Raw genomic sequence first — 21014 nt, 5'->3', positions numbered from 1 at the left:
CTCATAACAGCTTCCAGGTGTAACTGAGGATCAGGCGGTTTTCGTCGATATCGCTGCGGTAGTTGGAGCGCGCCATGACGTTGCGCACGCGGATGCCGAGGCCTTTGAGGCTGCCGCTCTGCAACACATAGCCGATATCCAGATCGCGCTCGCGGTCTTTGCCTTCAAAGCCCTTGCCGGTGTCGACGTTCTTGCCGGTGATGTAGCGCACGGTGCTGGTCAGGCCGGGCATGCCGAGGACCGCGAAGTCGTAGTCGTAGCGCGCCTGCCAGGAACGTTCGTCGGTGTAGGCGAACTCGTAGGTCGGCACTTCATTGCCCAGTGGCGAGATGTTGGCAAAGACTCGCGGGAAGGCGCTGTCGCCGAACATGCCCTGATAGCCGACATAAAACGTGTGGCCGCCACGCTTGGCCGACAGCAAAGAGAAGAACGCCTGGTTGTCGATATTGCCCAGCAACTTTTTGCCGTCTTCGCGCGAATCGTAGTAGCCAAGGTTGGCGCCCAGGGTCCAGTCGCCCATCGGCTCGCTGTCCTTGAAACCGAGAAAACGCTGGTTGTAGATATCTTCCAGTTGCCCGAACCAGGCACTGACCGAACTGCGTTTGTCATTGAAGGCGTAATCGGCGCCAGCAAAGTTGAAACCATCGCTGCTGACCTGACGCTGCGGAACATGACCAAGCATGGCTTGCATCTTTTCATCGCCGGCCTCGTTGCGCAGGCTGGTCGAATTCAAGTGGCCGCCTTGCAAGGTCAGGCCATCGATCTCATTGGAGCTGATGCTCGCTCCCTGATAGCTGGGCGGCAGCAGGCGGATATCGCTGAAGGCCAACACTGGCAGATTGGGTTGCAACTCACCCACTTTCAGCTCGGTTTTGGAGTAACGCATCTTCAGCGCACCTTCCAGACGGCTGTAATCATTTGCCGCGCGACCATCATCGTGCACCGGCAGCAAACCGGTATTGACCCGGTCCGGGCTGCTGTCGAGTTTGAGCCCGAGCAGGCCGATGACATCCACACCAAAACCGACCGGGCCTTGGGTATAACCGGATTTGACGTTGAGGATGAAGCCTTGCGCCCACTCTTCGGCCTTCGACTGTTGATTGGCCCCGACGATGTCGGAAAAGTCCCGGCTGAAGTAATAATTGCGCGCTTGCAAGGTGGCCGTGGTGTCTTCGATGAAGCCGCCCTCCGCGGCCATCACGCCACTGGAAAAACCCGAGACGACCGCCAGGGACAACACTGAACCGGTTGCTGGAAGAATCTGTTTCATCGCTGTTCTCTTATTGTTATTGATCGACAGGTTGAAGTGCTCCACCCGTGGCGGATTCGCCGCGGGGGATGGTGAAAACGGATAAGGATCGGGGTTGCGATTACTTACTCGGTCAGCGCACCACCTCCTGCGCAGGGGTGGCTTGAGTCGCCGGTGCGGGACGCCGGGCACTCAACAGCACGTGCGTGACCATGCCGAAAATCAGCCCCCAAAAAGCGGCGGACAAACCAAACAGCGACATGCCCGAGGCGGTGGTGAGAAAGGTCACCAGCGCGGCTTCGCGATCACTCGGCACGGCCATTGCGCCGGCCAACGCCCCGGCTATCGCCGCGAACAGCGCCAGCCCGGCCAGGGCTGCGATCAGTTCCTTGGGGAACGCCGAAAACAACGAAACCAGCGTGGCACCGAAGATCCCCAGCAGCAGGTAACACAGCCCGCCCACGACCCCGGCCACATAGCGTTTGCGCGGGTTTTCATGGGCCTCGCGACCGGTACAAATGGCCGCGGTAATCGCCGCCAGATTCAACCCGTGACAACCGAACGGTGCCAACAGCGCAGTGCCCAACGCGCTGCTGGCGATGATCGGGCCGGCCGGCGTTGGGTAGCCGCTGGCACGCAGCACCGCCATGCCGGGAACAAACTGGCCGGTCAGCGCCACCATCACCAGCGGCAAAGCGACATTCAGGATCGCGCTCAGGCTGAACGCGGGGGTGATCCATACTGGCGTGGCCAAGCCGATCACCAGTGCTTCGCGGTGCAAATCACCGGAGAGAAACGCAATCGAACAGCCCACCAGCAGCACCATCAACACCGCATAACGTGGCATCACCCGCTTGCACATCAGGTACGTGGCAAACATCGCCAGCACCAGCAGCGGCTTGCCTTGCAACGAGACGAACAACCCCGTGCCGAAGCTGAACAGAATCCCTGCCAACATCGCCGCCGCAATCGCCGCGGGCAGTTTGCCGATGATCCGGTCAAACACCCCCGACACGCCGACCAGGAAAATAATCAGGCTGCTGACCAGATAAGCGCCCACCGCCTCCGGCATGGAGATTCCCGGCAACAGTGCCACCAGCAACGCCGAGCCCGGCGCCGACCACGCGATGATTACCGGGACGCGATAACGCAAGCTCAAACCGATGCCGAGCACGGCGCTGCCGATGGAGATTGCCCAGACCCAGGATGACAGCACTTCCCGCGAGAGCTGCGCGGTCTCGGCGGCCTGAAAGATGATCACCAAGGGGCCGGCGTAGGAAATCACTGTGGCGATAAATCCGGCGACGGCGGCTGACAGGGAAAAGTCCTGGAATAGAGCTTTCATGACTCAAGCACCGGTCGGTGACAGCGCTCGGCTGACACCAGCGCTACGCCGGCTGCTGATGGCGAACACGGTCATGGCGAGGGCGGCCAGCGCACCGGGCAAGGCAAACGCCATGAAGTTCAGTTGCAGCGGCAAGCTGATCCCGAGCAAGGCACCGCCCAGCAGTGGACCAACGATCGCGCCGTTGCGCCCGATGCCCGACGCCCAACCCAAACCGGTGGAGCGAATGGTCATGGAGTAGAACTGCGCGGCGCAGGCGTACAACAGAATCTGCGAGCCTATGGTGGTGGCGCCGGCAAGGGCAATCAGCAGGTACAACACCGGCATCGGACTGTTGAAGCCCAGCAAGGTGATCGATACCGCAGCCACGACGAAGAACACCGCCAGCACACGCGGCAGGTTGAGCTTGTCCCCCAGCACGCCACCGCCGACCGCGCCGAAAATGGCGCCGAAATTGAGCACCAGCAGGAACGACAGACTCGAGCCCAGGCTGTAACCGGCGTTGGCCATCAGTTTCGGCAGCCAGGAACTCAAGGCGTAGACCATCAGCAAGCAGCAGAAAAATGCCAGCCAGAGCATCAGCGTGCGCAGCGCACGGCCCTCGCGGAAAAGTTGCAACACCGGGGTGCCGGTGCCCTTCACTTCGCTCATGTGCAACTGATCGCTGGCGAGTGCAACGTAAGCCGGGTCAACCCGCTCCAGAACGTTGCGCGCCTCTTCATTGCGCCCCTGACGCAGCATGAAACCCACCGACTCGGGCAGGAAATACATGATCAACGGCAACAGCAGCAACGGCAGCACCGCCACGTAAAACACTGACTGCCAGCCGAAACTCGGGATCAGCACGATGCCGAGCCCCGCCGAGAGCATGCCGCCCACCGAGTAGCCACTGAACATGATCGCCACCAGCGTGCTGCGGATTTTCTTCGGCGCGTACTCGTTCATCAACGCCACGACGTTGGGCATCACCCCGCCAATGCCCAGCCCGGCAACGAACCGGCAGAGACCAAACTCGGTGGGGTTACGGGCAAAACCATTGAGCACGGTAAAACCGCTGAACAGCATCACGCAGATCGTGATGGCTTTTTTGCGGCCGATCTTGTCCGACAGCGGGCCGAAAAACAGTGCGCCGAACATCATCCCGAACAGGGCATAACTTCCCAGCGCGCCGGCTTGCAGGGGACTGAGCCCCCACTCTTTCATCAGCATCGGCAACACCACGCCGTAGATCACCAAATCGTATCCGTCGAAGATGATGATCAGGGCGCACCAGAACAGCACCATCCAGTGAAAGCGGTTGAATCGAGCGTTGTCGATAACCTCATGTACGTTGATCTTGCGCATGGCATCTATCTCTTGTTGTTGTTTTTTTAAGAGTCGGTAACGCGGCTAACGTCCGTACAGCCGAGGGTAGAGACGCCGGGCACGGGGCAATAGCCGCTTTGCGCAGATCGCTATCCATTTTGTGCAACGCCCTGAACCGGGCGTGGGGTGAGGCGCGCTCCAAGAGCCTGTAGCAACCCTGTAGAGGATTGATTCATGGACTAGACTCACGCGGTGGTAATGGAGTTGAACGTCAAGAGCAGAGGGCCGTCCACGACTGACGCCAGGTTTGCTCGAAGCAATGCGCGATCTGCAAGCTGATAGTGGCACCTGCAGGGTCTATCTATCGGTAGTCAGCGACTGGCATAGGTGAGGCTTTGGTCATGGCAAAGGACAAGAAGAAACCCGCTGTTAAAAGAAACGCCGCTGAACCCTTGAGACTGACGAACAAAGACTATCTTGAGCAGTTACGCCGACTGCATGTCGAAATGGTCAAGTTGCAGGAATGGGTGAAAGAAAAGGGCATCAAGATCTGTATCGTCTTCGAGGGGCGCGACGGTGCCGGCAAGGGCGGCACAATCAAGGCGATCACCGAGAGGGTGAGCCCGCGTGTCTTTCGGGTCGTGGCATTGCCGGCACCGACCGAGCGCGAGAAGAGCCAGATGTATATGCAGCGCTACATGGCGCACATGCCAGCGGCTGGCGAAGTGGTGATCTTCGATCGCAGTTGGTACAACCGCGCAGGGGTCGAGCGTGTGATGGGATTTTGTACCGATCAGCAAGTGACCCGTTTCCTGAGCCTGGCCCCCCTCATGGAACGCATGATGGTCGACTCGGGTGTGATGCTGTTCAAGTATTGGCTGGAAGTCAGCGAAGAGGAGCAAACCCGCCGGCTCGAGGCGCGGATCAAGGATGGCCGCAAAATCTGGAAACTGACGCCAATGGATCTCAAGTCATACAACCGCTGGTATGACTACTCGCGCGCACGTGACGACATGTTCAAGGCGACCGACACCGACCATGCTCCGTGGCTTGTGGCCAACTCGAACGACAAGAAGCGGGCCCGCCTCAACATCATCTCTGATTTGCTCAGCCGCATTCCGTACAAGAATGTACCGCGCGAGAAGGTGATTTTGCCCAAACGGCAGAAATCAGGTGGCTATCGTGAACCGAATTATCCGCTGCGGCGAATTCCAGAAAAATTCTGACCGGCACGTCCAAGCGGATCTGCGCTGTACACCAAAGGGCCACAGTCCTATGAGCGATTCGGATGTTTCGCCTCCCGTCCCGGAACCCGGCCGGATTGTCCATCGGGATACCGACGGCGACACCGGTTGGAGCCGCTGGCTGCCGGGGCTGCGCACACTACGTGGATACAAAATCGCCTGGTTGCGGCACGACCTCGTGGCCGGACTGGTGCTGACCACGATGCTGGTGCCTGTCGGCATCGCCTACGCAGTGGCATCGGGCGTACCCGGCATCTATGGCCTTTACGCGACCATCGTTGGGCTACTTGCCTATGCGCTGTTCGGACCCAGCCGAATTCTGGTGCTGGGGCCGGATTCCTCGCTGGCCGCTGTCATCCTCGCCGTCGTCCTGCCGCTGTCCGGCGGCGACCCGCATCGTGCCATCGCCCTTGCGGGCATGATGGCGATCGTGTCGGGAGTGGTGTGCATCCTGGCCGGCATAGCGCGCCTTGGCTTTGTCACCGAGCTGCTGTCCAAACCGATCCGCTACGGGTACATGAACGGAATCGCGCTGACAGTATTGATCAGCCAACTGCCCAAGCTTTTCGGTTTTTCAATTGAATCCGACGGCCCGCTGAGAAACCTGTGGGCCATCGCTACAGCAATCATGGAGGGGAAAACCAATTGGACCGCCTTCATGGTCGGTGCAGCCACCCTGGCCGTGATTCTGCTGTTCAAGGGCAACAAGCGCGTACCGAGCATTCTGATCGCCGTGGTGGGAGCGACCGTCGTCGTGGGTGTGCTGGATCTTGCAGGGCGCGCTGGAATATCAGTCCTCGGCTCTCTTCCACAAGGCTTGCCTGCGTTCGACATCCCCTGGATCACTAGGGCCGACATCGTCCCCGTCCTGATCGGCGGTTTCGCTGTTGCCCTGGTTTCGTTCGCCGATACCAGCGTGCTCTCACGTGTCTATGCGGCGCGGAGCCGTACCTATGTGGACCCGAATCAGGAGATGGTGGGCCTGGGCGTCACCAACCTGGCCGCCGGATTTTTTCAGGGTTTTCCGATCTGCAGCAGTTCCTCACGTACGCCCGTGGCGGAGGCCGCAGGCGCCAAAACCCAGCTGACCGGAGTCATCGGCGCGGTTGCTGTTGCCTTATTGCTAGTGGTGGCGCCGGACCTGTTGAAGGATTTACCCACCAGCGCACTGGCTGCGGTGGTGATCGCGTCCGCCATCGGCCTGATTGAGGTCACCGACCTGCGACGCATTTATCGAATCCAGCGTTGGGAGTTCTGGCTGTCAATCGTCTGCACCGTCGGCGTGGCCGTACTGGGGGCGATTGAAGGCATCGGCCTGGCCATCGTGATCGCCGTCATCGAGTTTCTGTGGGATGGCTGGCGTCCTTACTCTGCCGTTCTGGGACGCGCGGAAGGCGTCAAGGGTTATCACGACATCAAGCGCTATCCCGACGCGCGCCTTGTACCCGGCCTGGTGCTGTTTCGCTGGGATGCGCCGTTGTTTTTCGCCAACGCCGAGTTGTTCCATGACCGAGTGCTCGACGCCGTGGCGGCATCGCCTACGCCAGTGCGCTGGTTGGTCGTTGCGGCGGAACCCGTCACCAGCGTGGACGTGACCTCTGCCGACATGCTGGCGGAACTGGACGAAACCTTGCACGCGGCAGGCATCAAGTTGTGCGTGGCCGAGATGAAGGACCCGGTCAAGGATAAGCTGAAGCGATTCGGGCTTTTTGCGCGGCTTGGCGAAACGGCGTTCTTTCCAACAATAGGTGAGGCCGTCGACAACTATCTCATGATTCATCCGGTGGATTGGGCAGGTCGGGAGGACGAGGATCACTGAATAGCATCGCCGACATTCAGCCGCAGATTGCCAGCCCGTCTATGCTGGACTTACCGAACGCAGCCTTTGTCACTCTCTACTGGAGGTAATCAATGGTTCCCACGCCCATGCTCGAAAAGATTTTTTCCCGGGATCTGCTCGATGTGCTGATTCGTGCCGGAGTGATTGCCGTTCTGGTGATGTTCTGCTTTCAGATATTTAGCCCGTTCCTCGACTTGATGCTGTGGTCGGTGATCCTGGCAATCACCCTCTACCCCTTGCAGATCAGATTCAAAGGCAAGCTGGGAAACAAGGACGGGATCACCGCGACGCTGATCGTATTGATCGTCATCAGTATTCTTATGGTGCCTGTCTATTTGTTGGGAGCCTCGCTTGCGGAATCCGTGGAAAGGGTCATGACCATGGTCAAAACCGACAGTTTCCATATTCCGCCACCGTCCGCCACGGTAGCCAGTTGGCCACTGGTGGGAGAACCTCTTTATAACTTATGGGCACAAGCCACCACTGACCTGCCCCATCTGGCTCAGAAGTTCATACCGCAGATCAAAGGCGTTAGCCTCTCCCTGCTGAGCAAGCTTGCGGGTGTCAGCATGGGGCTCCTTTTATTCATCGTCGCCCTGATTATTGCCGGTATTTTTTTAGCATATGGAGAAAGCGGCCACCGCAGCGCGGTGCGAATCGTTACGCGCTTCAGCGGTCCGATCAACGGGCCGAAAATCGCCGATCTGTGCACCGCCACCATCCGGGCAGTGGCGTTGGGGGTGGTCGGCATCGCGTTCATCCAGATGCTGTTGGTGGGCATCGGCTTTGTGTTCATGGGCGTCCCCGGCGCCGGTCTTCTCGCCTTGGCGGTGCTGCTGCTTGGCATCATGCAATTACCGGCGACCCTGATTACCCTTCCAGTCATCGTCTTTGTTTTCATGAGCGAAGGGGCCAGTACGGCGACCATTGTGTTTGCCATCTATGTGTTCATCGCGGGATTGGTCGATAACGTCCTCAAACCACTGCTGTTGGGTCGTGGTGTCGATGTACCGATGCCGGTGGTGTTGATCGGTGCCTTGGGCGGCATGGTCACGGGCGGTATCCTCGGCCTGTTTATCGGCCCTGTGATACTCGCGGTCGGCTATCAGCTGTTCTGGGAATGGGTGGATCAAGTGCAAGAGCCGAGGCCAGACAACCAGGGACAGACCTGACACGGCGGCAGAGGATATTCCCATGTTGTCGAATTTACTGGCCGGCCTTCCCGTGATGTTGCTCTGCCTGGTACTGCAAGCCATTTTCGTGACCATATGTCTGCGTCAATACGTGCATTTCAGGCATTCCAAACCGCCTGAAACGCAATGGCTGAACATCCTGTTGTTGTCGATGGTGATGCTGCTGATGCTGCTGAGTAATTTCGTGCAGATCGCCATCTGGGCCATGCTGTTCATGCTGCTCGATGAGTTCGACGAATTCGCCATCGCGCTATATCACTCGGCGGTCAACTTCGCCACGCTGGGCTACGGCGACATCATCATGTCCTCTCGCTGGCGTCTGCTTGGCCCATTGGAGGCCGCCAACGGAATCCTGATGTTTGGTGTCTCCACCGCGGTGATGACCGCTGCGGTGATGGATGTCATAAAGCACAACATGGACAGGCTAAAGCCGCGTGAACGCCCATAGGCATGCGCCGATCATGGCAGGGCCTTCTCCAGCGCCTCACGCAATTGTGCCGCCGTGGCGTATTCGTGCTGCTCCACCAATTGGCCGTCCTTGAGCTGCAGCCACAGCACTTTATCCACGGCCCCAGGGTAGCGCGGCGCCACGCGACCATCACGGTCAAGCATCACTCGATAGGAATAATCGCGCATGGCCGGTACTGCGAACATTTTCGCGATTAGCCGAGGCATGCGCTGAATGTCCGCGACAAATACCGCGTGCCGAGCCTCCAGGTAGCCCTTGGGCTGGTCCTGCAGAGCGGCGCCGACCAATTTGGCGGCGTCCATGCTGCGCGCCACCAGCAGCGTTTGAGTCTGGTTCTCGAGCGTGAAAGCCTGATCGAACTGATCAAGTAAGGTCCAGGGCGTCAGGCGCTCGCCAACCTCCAGCGCCTGGGCCCAAAGAGGCAGAAGACTGAGCAATAACACCGGCCAATATTTCAAGTTCTACTCCTTGTTCGAGCGCATATGCGTAATGGCCAGCAGTCTACACCACCCGTTCCGAGTGCTCAGTGCGTTTCACGCTTTCTGCTTGTCGCAAATGAACGCTAAGCTTGGGCCTATGGATGACTCAGATTATTTACGCCTGCTGACCATTGCGGCCGAGCAAGCCAACACGTTCCTGTCCAATGCCCGCAAATGGGAGCGTGAGCGTTGGGTTTGCCAGCGCCTGCTGCAAGGCCTGAACATTCCCTATCGCGCCGACGAATTTGCCCCCGCCGGGGAGCCGCCGGACGTGTTGTTCCGCGACGCGAATTTCGAGGTGTTTTTCGTGCTCGACGAAGGCCGGCGCCTCAACGACGAATGGCGCGACGAGCTGCAACGTCGGCGCAGCGCGTTTTCCCTGAGCCAGCTGGTGCGCCGCGAGGCCAAGCCCCGGCGCATCCCGGCCAATGAATTTCTGCTGAGACTGGCGCCGACCCTGCGTAAAAAAGCCCACAACTACCAAGAGCGAGGCATGGACTTGGGGGAGCTGGACATCATCGCCTTCGCCAGCCTCAAGCGCGAAGTGCTGGACCTCAACAGCCACTTTCCGCCGCCTACCGAATACTTGCGTCAGGGCTGGCGCTCGTTGTCGCTGGTTGGCCCGACTTTCGCCCGAGTGTTATTCGCCCATCCGGATGCCCCGGATTTCTTGCGCAGCAATCTGGGTCGCAGCATTGTTTTCGATGTCGGAATCAGCCTGTGAGCCCATTGCAGGAGCTGATCGCCGAAGTACCGCAACAGGGCCGTGTCCGCTGGATCGGTGTGCGGCCGCAATCCCGCTCGCCGATGATCGAACTCGATGCCGTAGAAGCGCGGCTCGAGGCCGGGTTGACCGGTGATCATGCCCGGCCCGGCGTGCGCAATGCGCGGCAGGTGACGTTGATTCAGTGGGAACACCTGGCCGTAATCAATTCGCTGATGGGCCGCCCGGACGATCAACCGGTGCGACCTCAGGATCTGCGGCGCAATATCGTCGTCAGCGGCATCAACCTGTTCAGCCTCAAAGGTCGGCGTTTCAGGATCGGCCAGGCGATTTTTGAAACCAGCGGCTGGTGCCAGCCCTGCGCACGTCTCGAAAACAACCTCGGCCCCGGGACCTTTCAGGCCGTTCGCGGACATGGTGGAATCACTGCCCGAGTGTTACAAAGTGGCATCATTCGCCTGGACGAAAGGGTGAATGTCGAGCCGATTCCGGACAGCGGCTATGCTCCGTTCAACCCAGGGTAAAAGCCCTGTAGCTTCTAAACATTCAGCAACGTCTATCTGACGAGGCCCAATATGACCAGCCGCCTGAACCCGGACGACCAAAAGCATGTCGAAGAGTACCTGTGCCTGTCCCAGCACCAAGTCGAGCGCCGGCCTTTCCGGCCGTGGATGCTCCTGGTGCTGGTGTTGGCAGTGACCATTGGTCTAGGCCTGTTGAGCCGACTTATCAGTTACCTGACGCTATGAGCTGCATCGCGCTCGCTCGGGTAACTGCACCGATTTCTTTTAGCCTTGCGAGATATCCCCATGACTCATCGTATTGTCATCGTTGGCGGCGGCGCCGGCGGTCTGGAGTTGGCTACCCGTCTGGGTAAGACTCTGGGCAAGCGCGGCACGGCCAGTGTGATGCTGGTCGACGCGAACCTGACCCACATCTGGAAACCGCTGTTGCACGAAGTGGCGGCAGGTTCCCTGAACTCTTCCGAAGACGAACTCAACTATGTTGCCCAGGCAAAATGGAACCACTTCGAGTTCCAGCTGGGGCGCATGAGCGGACTCGATCGCGCACAGAAGAAAATCCAGCTGGCCGCCACCTACGACGAGGCCGGTCTGGAACTGGTGCCGGCGCGCGAAGTGCCTTACGACTCGCTGGTGATTGCCGTCGGCAGCACCACCAACGATTTCGGCACGCAGGGCGCGGCGCAACACTGCCTGTTCCTCGACACCCGCAAACAGGCCGAGCGCTTCCATCAACAACTGCTCAATCACTACCTGCGCGCCCATGCCGGGCAGAGCGATAAAGTCGAGCAAATTAGCGTAGCGATCGTCGGCGCCGGTGCCACCGGGGTCGAACTGGCAGCGGAACTGCACAACGCCGCCCATGAACTCGCGGCCTACGGCCTGGACCGGATCAAACCGGAAAACATGCACATCACCTTGATCGAAGCCGGGCCACGGGTACTGCCAGCCCTGCCGGAACGTATCGGCGGGCCTGTGCATAAGACCCTGGAGAAACTCGGGGTCAACGTCATGACCAATGCTGCAGTCAGCGAAGTGACGACAGACAGCCTGATTACCGCCGATGGCAAAGTGATCAACGCCAGCCTCAAAGTATGGGCCGCCGGAATTCGTGCGCCGGGTTTCCTCAAGGACATCGATGGCCTGGAAACCAACCGCATCAATCAGCTGCAAGTGTTGCCGACTCTGCAAACCACCCGCGACGAGAACATCTTCGCCTTCGGTGACTGTGCGGCCTGCCCACAACCAGGCACTGATCGCAATGTGCCGCCGCGCGCCCAGGCTGCGCACCAGCAAGCTTCGTTGCTGGCCAAATCGCTGAAACTGCGGATCGAAGGCAAAGCCCTGCCGGAGTACAAGTACACCGACTACGGCTCGCTGATTTCGCTGTCGCGTTTTTCGGCTGTGGGTAACTTGATGGGCAACCTCACCGGCAGCGTGATGCTTGAGGGCTGGCTGGCGCGGATGTTTTACGTGTCGCTGTATCGCATGCACCAGATGGCGTTGTATGGCGCGTTCCGCACGGCGATGTTGATGCTGGGCAGCAAGATTGGGCGCGGGACTGAGCCTCGGCTGAAGCTGCACTAAATACTCGGCGTCTGTCAGGGCCTCATCGCGGGCAAGCCACGCGCCCACAGGTTATGTGTCGGATTCAGATTCCATGGTCGGCACATAACCTGTGGGAGCGTGGCTTGCCCGCGATGCAGGCGCCTCGGTCCAACCTGCGGACACTTGTGTGTCTCACTGTATCTCCCCCACTGATTCCATCCCTTCGCTTACAAAGCCCCCCCTTGCGCGACACAGTAGCGATACACCACGCCCGCTAAATGGCCACACCCGAGCAAGGCACTGCCTGCTTCGGTCATCGCCGCATTCACGTGGCGTCCTTTATCGAGCGGTTGTGTTGTGCAACCCAGGAGATTTGTAATGTCCCGTACTCTCAGCAAAAACACCGTTGGCCTGCTCGGCGCTGTCCTGGCCGGAGGCATGATGTTGTCCGGTTCTGTCTTCGCTTCGCAGCCGCTGACTCAGGGCTACCTGCTGGCCTCGGCGGAACAGGTCGTGAAGACGCCTGAAGGTAAATGTGGCGAAGGCAAGTGCGGTGACGCCTCGATGGCCAAGACTGACACCGATGATGACGGCAAGGTATCCCGCGCGGAATTTTTGAAAGTGGCGCCCAAGGCTGACTTCGACAAGATCGACACCAACCATGACGGCCAGATCGACGAACAAGAGGCTTTTGATAACGTAAAAGCCAACTACGAAACCAATGGCAAAAAAATGCCGAAGGGCTTGTTCGAGCACCTGAAAGACAATAGCTAAGTCTCTGAAGACCAGGCCCTGCTTTTCCAACGAGAAGCAGGGCTTTTTTGCATTTGCAGCAGACAAAAAAAATCCCCGTATCTTTCGATACGAGGATTTTTAATATGGTCGGGGTAAGGGGATTCGAACTCCTGACATCCTGCTCCCAAAGCAGGCGCGCTACCGGACTGCGCTATACCCCGGTAAAAAAAAGGCACCTTTGAAAGGCGCCTTCTTCGATCAGCGCTTTTGGCCTCTGATCTTAAGATTCGATTCCAGCGCTAACTGGTTTCAAAAATGGTGGGTCGTGTGGGATTCGAACCTACGACCAATTGGTTAAAAGCCAACTGCTCTACCAACTGAGCTAACGACCCAAAAATGGTCGGGGTAAGGGGATTCGAACTCCTGACATCCTGCTCCCAAAGCAGGCGCGCTACCGGACTGCGCTATACCCCGGTTTGAAATTGGCTCCGTGACCAGGACTCGAACCTGGGACCCAATGATTAACAGTCATTTGCTCTACCGACTGAGCTATCACGGAACTACATATTTCAATTTACAACTGTGAAGCTTGCTTCACCTCTTCGACCCGTTCGCATCGCTGCGTTCGTGTGTCTGAGGCGCGCTATTCTACAATCTTAAGCACCTCTGTCAACCCCCTAAATTGCTTTCAAGTTAATGATTTGCAACTTATTTCAGATTCCTGCTTGGGGAGCAGAAACCCTTCAGGGCGACTTACTGCGGGGCGCACTTTACAAGCCTTTTCCTTTGAGTTCAACAGCCTGGCGAAAAAAAGGCCTCGCAATGCGAGGCCTTCTTTTATTGCACTGCCGCCGAGCGTCAGACGAAAACGATTTCGTCGTTTTCCACGACACCTTTGGCGGTATCGCCAGGCATGAATCGACCCGACAGAATCAACTGTGCCAACGGGTTCTCGATCCAGCGCTGGATCGCCCGTTTGAGCGGTCGTGCGCCGTACACCGGGTCGTAACCGACAGCGATCAGCTTATCCATCGCTTCCGGACTCAGCTCAAGCTTCAGCTCGCGTTCGGTCAGGCGACTACGCAGGCGACCCAACTGGATCTCGGTAATGCCGGCGATCTGATCCCGAGCCAGCGGTTCGAAAATCACCACTTCGTCGACCCGGTTGATGAACTCCGGCCGGAAGTGCGTGGAAATCGCATCCATCACCGCCGCGCGCTGCGCTTCGCGATCACCCACCAGTTCCTGAATCTGCACCGATCCGAGGTTGGAGGTCATGACGATCACGGTGTTTTTGAAATCCACCGTGCGGCCATGGCTGTCGGTCAAACGGCCATCTTCGAGCACTTGCAGCAAAATGTTGAACACGTCCGGGTGGGCCTTCTCGACCTCGTCCAGGAGGATCACCGAATAAGGCTTGCGACGCACCGCCTCGGTCAGGTAACCGCCCTCTTCATAGCCCACGTAACCCGGTGGCGCGCCGATCAGTCGAGCCACGGAATGTTTCTCCATGAACTCGGACATGTCGATCCGCACCATCGCCTCTTCGGTATCGAACAGGAACTCGGCCAGCGCCTTGCACAACTCGGTTTTACCGACACCGGTCGGGCCGAGGAACATGAACGAACCGCTCGGGCGATTCGGGTCGGACAACCCGGCGCGGGAACGCCGCACGGCGTTGGAAACGGCGATCACTGCTTCGTCCTGACCGATCACACGTTGGTGCAACAGGCTTTCCATCTTCATCAGTTTTTCGCGCTCGCCCTCGAGCATTTTCGACACTGGGATGCCGGTCCACTTCGACACGACTTCGGCGATCTCTTCTTCAGTCACCTTGCTGCGCAGCAACTGGTTTTCGCTTTTACCGTGCTGATCGACCATTTGCAGGCTGCGCTCCAGGTCCGGGATCACCCCGTATTGCAACTCGGCCATGCGGTTCAAGTCGCCCTTACGGCGCGCGGCTTCCAGTTCCTGACGGGACTGTTCGATCTTCTGCTGGATCTGCGCCGAACCCTGGACCTCGGCTTTTTCCGAGTTCCAGATTTCTTCGAGGTCCGAGTACTCACGCTCGTGACGAACGATTTCTTCCTGCAGTTTTTCCAGACGTTTCTTCGCCGCGTCGTCGCTTTCTTTCTTCAGTGCCTGGGATTCCACCTTCAGCTGAATCAGACGACGTTCCAGACGGTCCAGCACTTCCGGCTTGGAGTCGATCTCCATACGGATGCGGCTGGCGGCTTCGTCGATCAGGTCGATGGCTTTGTCCGGCAGCTGACGATCGGTGATGTAGCGATGACTGAGCTTGGCCGCGGCGATGATCGCACCGTCGGTGATCGCCACCTTGTGGTGAACCTCGTAACGCTCTTTCAGGCCACGCAGGATGGCGATGGTGTCTTCTTCGCTCGGCTCGTCCACCAAGACTTTCTGGAAGCGCCGCTCAAGGGCCGCATCCTTCTCTATATATTGGCGGTACTCGTTGAGCGTGGTCGCGCCGACGCAGTGCAGTTCACCACGAGCCAACGCAGGCTTGAGCATGTTGCCCGCATCCATCGAGCCCTCGCCTTTACCGGCGCCAACCATGGTATGCAGTTCGTCGATGAACAGTATGATCTGCCCTTCCTGCTTCGATAGTTCGTTGAGCAGGGATTTAAGGCGTTCTTCGAACTCGCCGCGGTATTTGGCACCGGCAATCAAAGCCCCCATGTCCAGAGACAACAGACGCTTGCCTCTCAGGCCATCCGGCACTTCACCGTTGATGATGCGCTGTGCCAGGCCTTCGGCGATGGCGGTTTTACCCACGCCAGGCTCACCGATCAGCACCGGGTTGTTCTTGGTGCGGCGTTGCAGGACCTGAATGGTGCGACGAATTTCGTCGTCACGGCCGATTACCGGATCGAGCTTGCCTTCTTCGGCGCGCTTGGTCAGGTCGATGGTGTATTTATCGAGCGCCTGACGGGATTCTTCGTGGTTGGCATCATTGACTGCCTCACCGCCGCGCAGGTTATTGATCGCGTTTTCCAGGGCTTTCTTGCTCACGCCCTGGCCCAGCAACAATTTTCCGAGCTTGCTGTTCTCGTCCATGGCAGCGAGCAACACCAGTTCGCTGGAGATGAACTGGTCGCCCTTCTGCTGGGCCAGACGATCGGCTTGGTTGAGCAGGCGCGCCAGATCCTGCGACATGTTCACATCGCCGGTCGGATTCTGGATTTTCGGCAGCTGATCGAGGACTTTGGTCAGCTCTTTACGCAGGCTATTGACGTCGAAACCCACCTGCATCAGCAGGGGTTTGATCGAACCACCCTGCTGTTCAAGCATGGCCTGCATCAAATGCGCCGGCTCAATCGCCGGATGATCGAGGCCGACGGCCAGGGATTGGGCGTCGGACAAGGCTAACTGCAACTTGCTGGTTAAACGGTCTATACGCATGGGTCACCTTCCTTTTGAGCAGGCCGGACCTATAAACATCCTGAATGAAGAAACCTGCCAGATACCTCACTAGATGTGGTCGATTCTGGGAGATTCAAGCGCCGTGACGTTGATGCAGATCAGACAAGTCTAGCGTTCGAGCCAGATCAGGGACGCAAACCGACCGGTGCGTGGGCTAAGGCGGTAAGAAAAGAAGCGAGGGTCGGTCACGGTGCAGAAACCGCCACCATAAACAGCGGTAACGCCGCGAGCGGCCAGACGTAAACGCGCCAGCTCATAGATGTCGGCCATGAACTTGCCGGCATTCTGGCTCGGCACGAAGGCTTTGGCGGCTTCAGGCAATTGCTGGACGAAGGTTTCGCGCACTTCCGGGCCGACTTCAAAGGCTTGTGGGCCAATGGCCGGGCCGAGCCAGACCAGCACGTCTTCAGGCGGCACGGCCAGACTGTCGAGGGTTGCTTCAAGCACACCGGCGGCCAATCCGCGCCACCCGGCATGGGCCGCAGCGACGCGGGTGCCGGCGCGGTCGCAAAACAGCACCGGAAGGCAGTCGGCGGTCATCGCGGTGCAAGCGATACCGGGTGTTGCCGTCCAGCTGGCGTCGGCAGTGGCTACCAAGCTTGGATCCGCTTGAGCCACGAAAATGCCGTGAACCTGCTTTAACCACGCCGGATGAATAGAGAAATGATCGGTGAGGCGACGGCGATTTTCGGCGACAGCTTCCGGGCTGTCGTCGACATGATCGCCCAAATTGAGGCTGTCGAACGGCGCCAGACTGACGCCGCCCGCACGGGTGGTGACGCAGGCTTTCACCCCGGCAGGCGCAGGCCAGTCGGGAGTCAGCCAGTCACTCATCCGATGAACGCCTCGCGGTCCTGCTTGAGCAGCGACAGCAACCAGACGAAGTCGTCCGGCAGTGGCGATTCCCAGCTCATGCGTTTACCGGTGGTCGGATGGTCCAGCTCCAGGAACCGCGCATGCAGCGCCTGACGCGGGAAATTCTTCAAGGATTCGACCATGGTCACACTGGCGGCCGGCGGAATACGGAAACGACCGCCGTAGGCAGGATCTCCGACCAACGGGTAGTTGATGTGCGCCATGTGCACGCGAATCTGGTGCGTACGACCGGTTTCCAGCTTCACCCGCACGTGAGTGTGGGAGCGGAAACGCTCGAGCACGCGGTAATGGCTGACGGCTTGCTTGCCACCTTCCATCACAGCCATGCGCTGGCGTTGCTGGCCATGACGACCGATCGGCGCGTTGATTTTGCCGCCGGCTGTCACCACACCGATCACGATGCACTCGTAGATCCGGCTTACGCTGCGGCTCTGCAATTGCGTGACAAGCTGTGTCTGCGCTTGAATGGTCTTGGCCACCACCATCAGACCGGTGGTGTCCTTGTCCAGGCGATGCACGATACCGGCGCGGGGCACATTGATAATGTCCGGCACGTGGTGCAGCAAGGCGTTGAGCAAGGTGCCGTCAGCGTGACCGGCAGCCGGATGCACCACCAGGCCCGCAGGCTTGTTGATGACCAGGATGTCGTCGTCTTCATAGACGATGTCCAGCTCGATGTCTTGAGCGATCCATTCGCCCTGAGCTTCCTGCTCGGCAGTCAGCTCAAGAATGGCGCCACCGTGAACGATGTCTCGCGGGCGGATAACCGCCCCATCCACAGTCAGGCGGCCGTCTTTGATCCAGGCGGAAAGGCGCGAGCGCGAGTGCTCAGCGAATAATTGTGCGGCGACTTGATCGAGGCGTTGGCCGCCCAATTCGGACGGCACCTCTGCGCGAAGTTCAATTTTATCGGACATGCTCAGACTAGGCGTCGGCACAGCCTTTGGTTTCGGCTGCGCGCTTGTGGTTAAATACGGCGTCTTTTGCCCCGAGGCTTTTCAACGGGGCACTCATCATAACAGGACGGCCCCGCCCAAGACAGCGGCCGTCATAGGGACGCAAGCCGCCATGCAAGTGAAACACCTGCTGCTGATCGCCATCCTCGCATTGACCGCTGCTTGCTCATCGAAGGAAGTCGTAGACGAAAACCTGAGCGAAGTCGAGCTGTACCAGCAGGCTCAGCACGATCTGGACAACAATAGCTACACCGCCGCCACAGCCAAGCTGAAGGCGCTGGAGTCGCGTTATCCGTTCGGTCGCTACGCCGATCAGGCTCAACTCGAGCTCATCTACGCCAACTACAAGAATGCCGAGCCTGAGGCTGCGAAGTCCGCCGCCGAGCGTTTCATTCGTCTGCACCCGCAGCACCCGAACGTGGATTACGCCTACTACCTCAAGGGCCTGACCTCTTTCGACCAGGACGTCGGCCTGCTGGCGCGCTTCCTGCCGCTGGACATGACCAAGCGTGACCCGGGCGCCGCTCGCGACTCCTACAACGAGTTCGCCCAGTTGACCAGCCGCTTCCCGAACAGCCGCTACTCGCCGGACGCCAAGCAGCGCATGATCTATCTGCGCAACCTGCTGGCTTCCTACGAGATTCACGTTGCCGACTATTACCTGACTCGTCAGGCCTATGTCGCCGCCGCGAACCGTGGTCGTTACGTGGTGGAAAACTTCCAGGAAACCCCTTCGGTCGGTGACGGCCTGGCGGTGATGACTGAAGCCTACCAGCGTCTGCACCTGGACGAACTGGCCGCGACCACCCTCGAAACCCTGAAGCTCAACTACCCGAACCACCCAAGCCTGGTGGACGGTCAGTTCGTGCCTTCGAAGGACGAAGCCGACAACCGTTCGTGGCTGAGCAAGGCCACCCTGGGCCTGATCGAATCCCGTCCGCCGCTGCCGCCGGGTGAAACCCGCGCCAACCAGGACGTACAGAGGCAGTTCCAGGATGCCAAGGACTCGATTCCGAACGAGCTCAAGCCTAAAGATGAAAACGGCGATGTGATCGAAGAAGAGCAGCACGAGTCCGAAGCCAACAACACCGACCGCTCGTGGTTCAGCTACATGACCTTCGGCGTGTTCGACTGACGCTGGGGTGTTGTGCCGAAAAGGCGCCTTTCGAGGCGCCTTTTTTATTACCGGATTTCAGGGGTGAGCGTATTGCGCTGTGCGCCTGACCCGTCCTTGGCTAAACTGCCAATTCACTACTCAAAAAGCAGCTCACCATGCTTCGTTTATTGTTCTGGATCGCCCTGATTGCCGCTGCGGTATGGTTCTGGCGCAAGTTCAAGGGCCCGGCTTCGGGCACCAACACGCCGCGCGAGCAAGATGCTCCACCCATGGTCCGCTGTGCTCATTGCGGTGTACACCTGCCCCGCGACCGCGCGCTGAGCCTTCAACAACAGTGGTATTGCAGCCAGGCTCACCTTGAGCAAGGCCCGGGTTCCAGTGATCGCTGAGACGTCCAGTCCCGGCAACAAACAGGCCCAGCGACTGCTGCGCCTCTATCACCTCTACCGTTTAAGCATCGGCATCACCTTGGTGCTGTTGATCTCCAGCAACATGGACAACCAGTTGCTGACGTTCGCCAATGATGACTTGCTGCGTAACGGCAGCTGGTTGTACCTGGTGCTGAATATCCTGCTGGTGGTCTTTCAGGGGAACACCCGGCGCCCGGCGCAGTTGTTCAGCCTGGCGCTGGTCGATGTCCTGCTGCTATGCGGCCTGTTCTATGCCGCTGGCGGCATGCCCAGCGCCATCGGCAACCTGTTGATCGTGTCGGTAGTCATCAGCAACACCCTGCTGCGCGGGCGCATCGGCCTGCTGATTGCGGCAGTTGGCGCCCTCGGCATCGTGGGTCTGAGCTTCCTTCTGAGCTTCAGCCACCCCACCACTCCCAACGATTACCTGCAAGTCGGCACTCTCGGCGCCCTGTGTTTTGCCGCAGCATTGTTGGTGCAAGGCTTGATCCGAAGACTGGAAGTCAGCGAAACCCTGGCCGAGCAGCGGGCCAGCGAAGTGCTCAGCCTCGAAGCCCTCAACGCACTGATCCTGCAACGCATGCGCACGGGCATTCTGGTGCTGGACGACCAACGGCATGTGCAACTGGCCAATCACAGCGCCTTGACCTTGCTGGGGCAGGAAAAACTCGATGGCCAGTTGATCGACGACTATTCGATGCCGTTGGTCGAGCGGCTCCAACTGTGGTTCAACAATCCGACTTTGCGCCCACAAAGCCTGAAAATCGCCAGCAATGGCCTTGAGCTGCAACCGAGTTTCATTGCCCTGAACCATAGCCCGCACCACCAGACGCTGGTTTTTCTCGAAGACCTCGCCCAAATCGCCCAACAGGCCCAGCAACTGAAACTCGCCGCCCTCGGTCGCCTGACCGCCGGTATTGCCCATGAGATCCGCAATCCACTGGGTGCCATTAGTCATGCCGCCCAGTTACTGCAGGAATCCGAGGAACTGAACGGCGCGGATCGGCGTCTGACACAGATTATTCAAGACCACTCTCAGCGAATGAATCGGGTAATCGAAAACGTCCTGCAACTGTCTCGTCGCCAGCAAACCGTGCCGCAACGGCTGGATCTACGGCCGTGGCTGGAGCATTTTGTCGCTGAAACCCGCGAAGGGGCGACCGAACGTCAGCAAATTCACCTGCGCATCGGCTCGGGAAACTTCAAAACCCTGATGGACCCGAATCAGCTGACCCAGATTCTCGACAATCTGCTGCGCAACGCCTGGCGCCATAGCGCGCTGAAACACGCTCAGGCTCAAGCCTGGCTTGAGTTGTATCTCGACCCGGAGAGCCAGTTGCCGACCCTTGAAGTCCTGGACGATGGCCCCGGCGTGGCGCCGGAGCAGCGCTCGCACTTGTTCGAACCGTTCTTCACCACCAGCAGCCAGGGTACTGGCCTGGGGCTTTATCTGTCCCGTGAGCTGTGCGAAAGCAATCAGGCCCGCCTAGACTTCAAACCACGCCAAGGCGGCGGCTGCTTTCGCATCACTTTTGCTCACGGACGGAAACAAAGTTGAA

19 protein-coding genes and 4 tRNA genes are annotated in these 21014 nt (G+C 59.0%); 12 read left to right on the top strand and 11 right to left on the bottom strand.

Annotated elements, in window-relative coordinates; all coding sequences use genetic code 11:
- Position 1 precedes the first annotated feature (1 nt).
- The 3 genes from JFU11_RS22470 to JFU11_RS22460 form a co-directional block, all read right to left on the bottom strand.
- Positions 2-1270 carry an OprD family porin gene (locus tag JFU11_RS22470; RefSeq protein WP_201062124.1) on the bottom strand — a complete coding sequence of 423 codons (1269 nt, stop codon included), beginning with the start codon at positions 1268-1270 and terminating at the stop codon, positions 2-4.
- 112 nt (positions 1271-1382) lie between these two features.
- Positions 1383-2594, bottom strand: coding sequence for a benzoate/H(+) symporter BenE family transporter (locus tag JFU11_RS22465; protein WP_201062123.1), 1212 nt, complete (start codon positions 2592-2594; stop codon positions 1383-1385).
- Between the two features lie 3 nt (positions 2595-2597).
- A complete protein-coding gene (locus tag JFU11_RS22460; protein WP_201062122.1) occupies positions 2598-3938 on the bottom strand; it encodes an MFS transporter in 1341 nt (446 codons plus the stop codon).
- Positions 3939-4300: 362 nt separating this feature from the next.
- Between JFU11_RS22460 and ppk2 the strand changes: the two genes are divergently transcribed.
- The 4 genes from ppk2 (at position 4301) to JFU11_RS22440 (ending at position 8624) form a co-directional block, all read left to right on the top strand.
- Positions 4301-5125 (top strand): polyphosphate kinase 2, encoded by an 825-nt coding sequence (gene ppk2, locus JFU11_RS22455; RefSeq protein ID WP_201062121.1) that lies wholly within the window; start codon positions 4301-4303, stop codon positions 5123-5125.
- 49 nt (positions 5126-5174) lie between these two features.
- Positions 5175-6962 carry a sulfate permease gene (gene sulP / locus JFU11_RS22450; protein WP_201121368.1) on the top strand — a complete coding sequence of 596 codons (1788 nt, stop codon included), beginning with the start codon at positions 5175-5177 and terminating at the stop codon, positions 6960-6962.
- 92 nt (positions 6963-7054) lie between these two features.
- The gene (locus JFU11_RS22445) at positions 7055-8155 is read left to right on the top strand and encodes an AI-2E family transporter (RefSeq protein ID WP_201062119.1); all 1101 of its coding nucleotides are present in this window, start codon (positions 7055-7057) and stop codon (positions 8153-8155) included.
- 22 nt (positions 8156-8177) lie between these two features.
- Complete coding sequence (locus tag JFU11_RS22440; RefSeq protein WP_201062118.1) at positions 8178-8624, top strand: potassium channel family protein; 447 nt, start codon at positions 8178-8180, stop codon at positions 8622-8624.
- Positions 8625-8635: 11 nt separating this feature from the next.
- Here JFU11_RS22440 and JFU11_RS22435 read toward each other — a convergent pair whose 3' ends face one another.
- Entirely contained in the window at positions 8636-9103 is a 468-nt protein-coding gene (locus JFU11_RS22435) for an FAD/FMN-containing dehydrogenase (protein WP_123721411.1), read from the bottom strand.
- A 118-nt stretch (positions 9104-9221) separates the two neighbouring features.
- Between JFU11_RS22435 and JFU11_RS22430 the strand changes: the two genes are divergently transcribed.
- The 5 genes from JFU11_RS22430 to JFU11_RS22410 all read left to right on the top strand — a co-directional run bounded on the left by JFU11_RS22430 (position 9222) and on the right by JFU11_RS22410 (position 12691).
- On the top strand, positions 9222-9848 hold the full coding sequence (locus JFU11_RS22430) for a DUF1780 domain-containing protein (RefSeq protein ID WP_052967624.1): 627 nt from the start codon (positions 9222-9224) through the stop codon (positions 9846-9848).
- Positions 9845-10372, top strand: a complete 528-nt coding sequence (locus JFU11_RS22425) for an MOSC domain-containing protein (protein WP_201062117.1) — start codon at positions 9845-9847, stop codon at positions 10370-10372. The genes JFU11_RS22430 and JFU11_RS22425 overlap by 4 nt, the downstream gene beginning before the upstream one ends.
- Before the next feature lie 51 nt (positions 10373-10423).
- Positions 10424-10597: a DUF3094 domain-containing protein gene (locus JFU11_RS22420; protein WP_201062116.1), complete on the top strand. Its 174-nt coding sequence runs from the start codon at positions 10424-10426 to the stop codon at positions 10595-10597.
- A 60-nt stretch (positions 10598-10657) separates the two neighbouring features.
- Positions 10658-11956, top strand: coding sequence for an NAD(P)/FAD-dependent oxidoreductase (locus JFU11_RS22415; protein ID WP_123721409.1), 1299 nt, complete (start codon positions 10658-10660; stop codon positions 11954-11956).
- Positions 11957-12295: 339 nt separating this feature from the next.
- Positions 12296-12691: a hypothetical protein gene (locus JFU11_RS22410; protein ID WP_052967618.1), complete on the top strand. Its 396-nt coding sequence runs from the start codon at positions 12296-12298 to the stop codon at positions 12689-12691.
- 105 nt (positions 12692-12796) lie between these two features.
- Here the strand turns inward: JFU11_RS22410 and JFU11_RS22405 are convergent.
- The 7 genes from JFU11_RS22405 to rluD all read right to left on the bottom strand — a co-directional run bounded on the left by JFU11_RS22405 (position 12797) and on the right by rluD (position 17889).
- Positions 12797-12873, bottom strand: a tRNA-Pro gene (locus tag JFU11_RS22405).
- A 95-nt stretch (positions 12874-12968) separates the two neighbouring features.
- A tRNA-Lys gene (locus JFU11_RS22400) sits at positions 12969-13044 on the bottom strand.
- Positions 13045-13049: 5 nt separating this feature from the next.
- Positions 13050-13126, bottom strand: a tRNA-Pro gene (locus JFU11_RS22395).
- A gap of 9 nt (positions 13127-13135) precedes the next feature.
- Positions 13136-13211 (bottom strand) — tRNA-Asn (locus JFU11_RS22390).
- A gap of 299 nt (positions 13212-13510) precedes the next feature.
- Positions 13511-16075: an ATP-dependent chaperone ClpB gene (clpB, locus tag JFU11_RS22385; protein WP_123721408.1), complete on the bottom strand. Its 2565-nt coding sequence runs from the start codon at positions 16073-16075 to the stop codon at positions 13511-13513.
- A gap of 129 nt (positions 16076-16204) precedes the next feature.
- Positions 16205-16930, bottom strand: coding sequence for a peptidoglycan editing factor PgeF (gene pgeF, locus JFU11_RS22380; RefSeq protein WP_201062115.1), 726 nt, complete (start codon positions 16928-16930; stop codon positions 16205-16207).
- Positions 16927-17889: a 23S rRNA pseudouridine(1911/1915/1917) synthase RluD gene (gene rluD, locus JFU11_RS22375; protein ID WP_007901932.1), complete on the bottom strand. Its 963-nt coding sequence runs from the start codon at positions 17887-17889 to the stop codon at positions 16927-16929. The genes pgeF and rluD overlap by 4 nt, the downstream gene beginning before the upstream one ends.
- A gap of 151 nt (positions 17890-18040) precedes the next feature.
- Here rluD and JFU11_RS22370 point away from each other — a divergent pair, with 151 nt between their 5' ends.
- The 3 genes from JFU11_RS22370 (at position 18041) to JFU11_RS22360 (ending at position 21013) form a co-directional block, all read left to right on the top strand.
- Positions 18041-19063 carry an outer membrane protein assembly factor BamD gene (locus JFU11_RS22370; protein WP_123721406.1) on the top strand — a complete coding sequence of 341 codons (1023 nt, stop codon included), beginning with the start codon at positions 18041-18043 and terminating at the stop codon, positions 19061-19063.
- 137 nt (positions 19064-19200) lie between these two features.
- Complete coding sequence (locus JFU11_RS22365) at positions 19201-19434, top strand: PP0621 family protein (RefSeq protein WP_201062114.1); 234 nt, start codon at positions 19201-19203, stop codon at positions 19432-19434.
- Positions 19424-21013 (top strand): ATP-binding protein, encoded by a 1590-nt coding sequence (locus tag JFU11_RS22360; protein ID WP_123721404.1) that lies wholly within the window; start codon positions 19424-19426, stop codon positions 21011-21013. Before JFU11_RS22365 ends, JFU11_RS22360 begins: the two co-directional genes overlap by 11 nt.
- The last annotated feature ends 1 nt before the right edge of the window (position 21014 follow it).

The sequence above is a fragment of the Pseudomonas sp. TH37 genome (assembly GCF_016650735.1).
Lineage (GTDB): Bacteria > Pseudomonadota > Gammaproteobacteria > Pseudomonadales > Pseudomonadaceae > Aquipseudomonas > Aquipseudomonas farris.
Note: the sequence above shows the minus strand (reverse complement) of the source record. Positions and strands in the feature narration are given on the sequence as shown.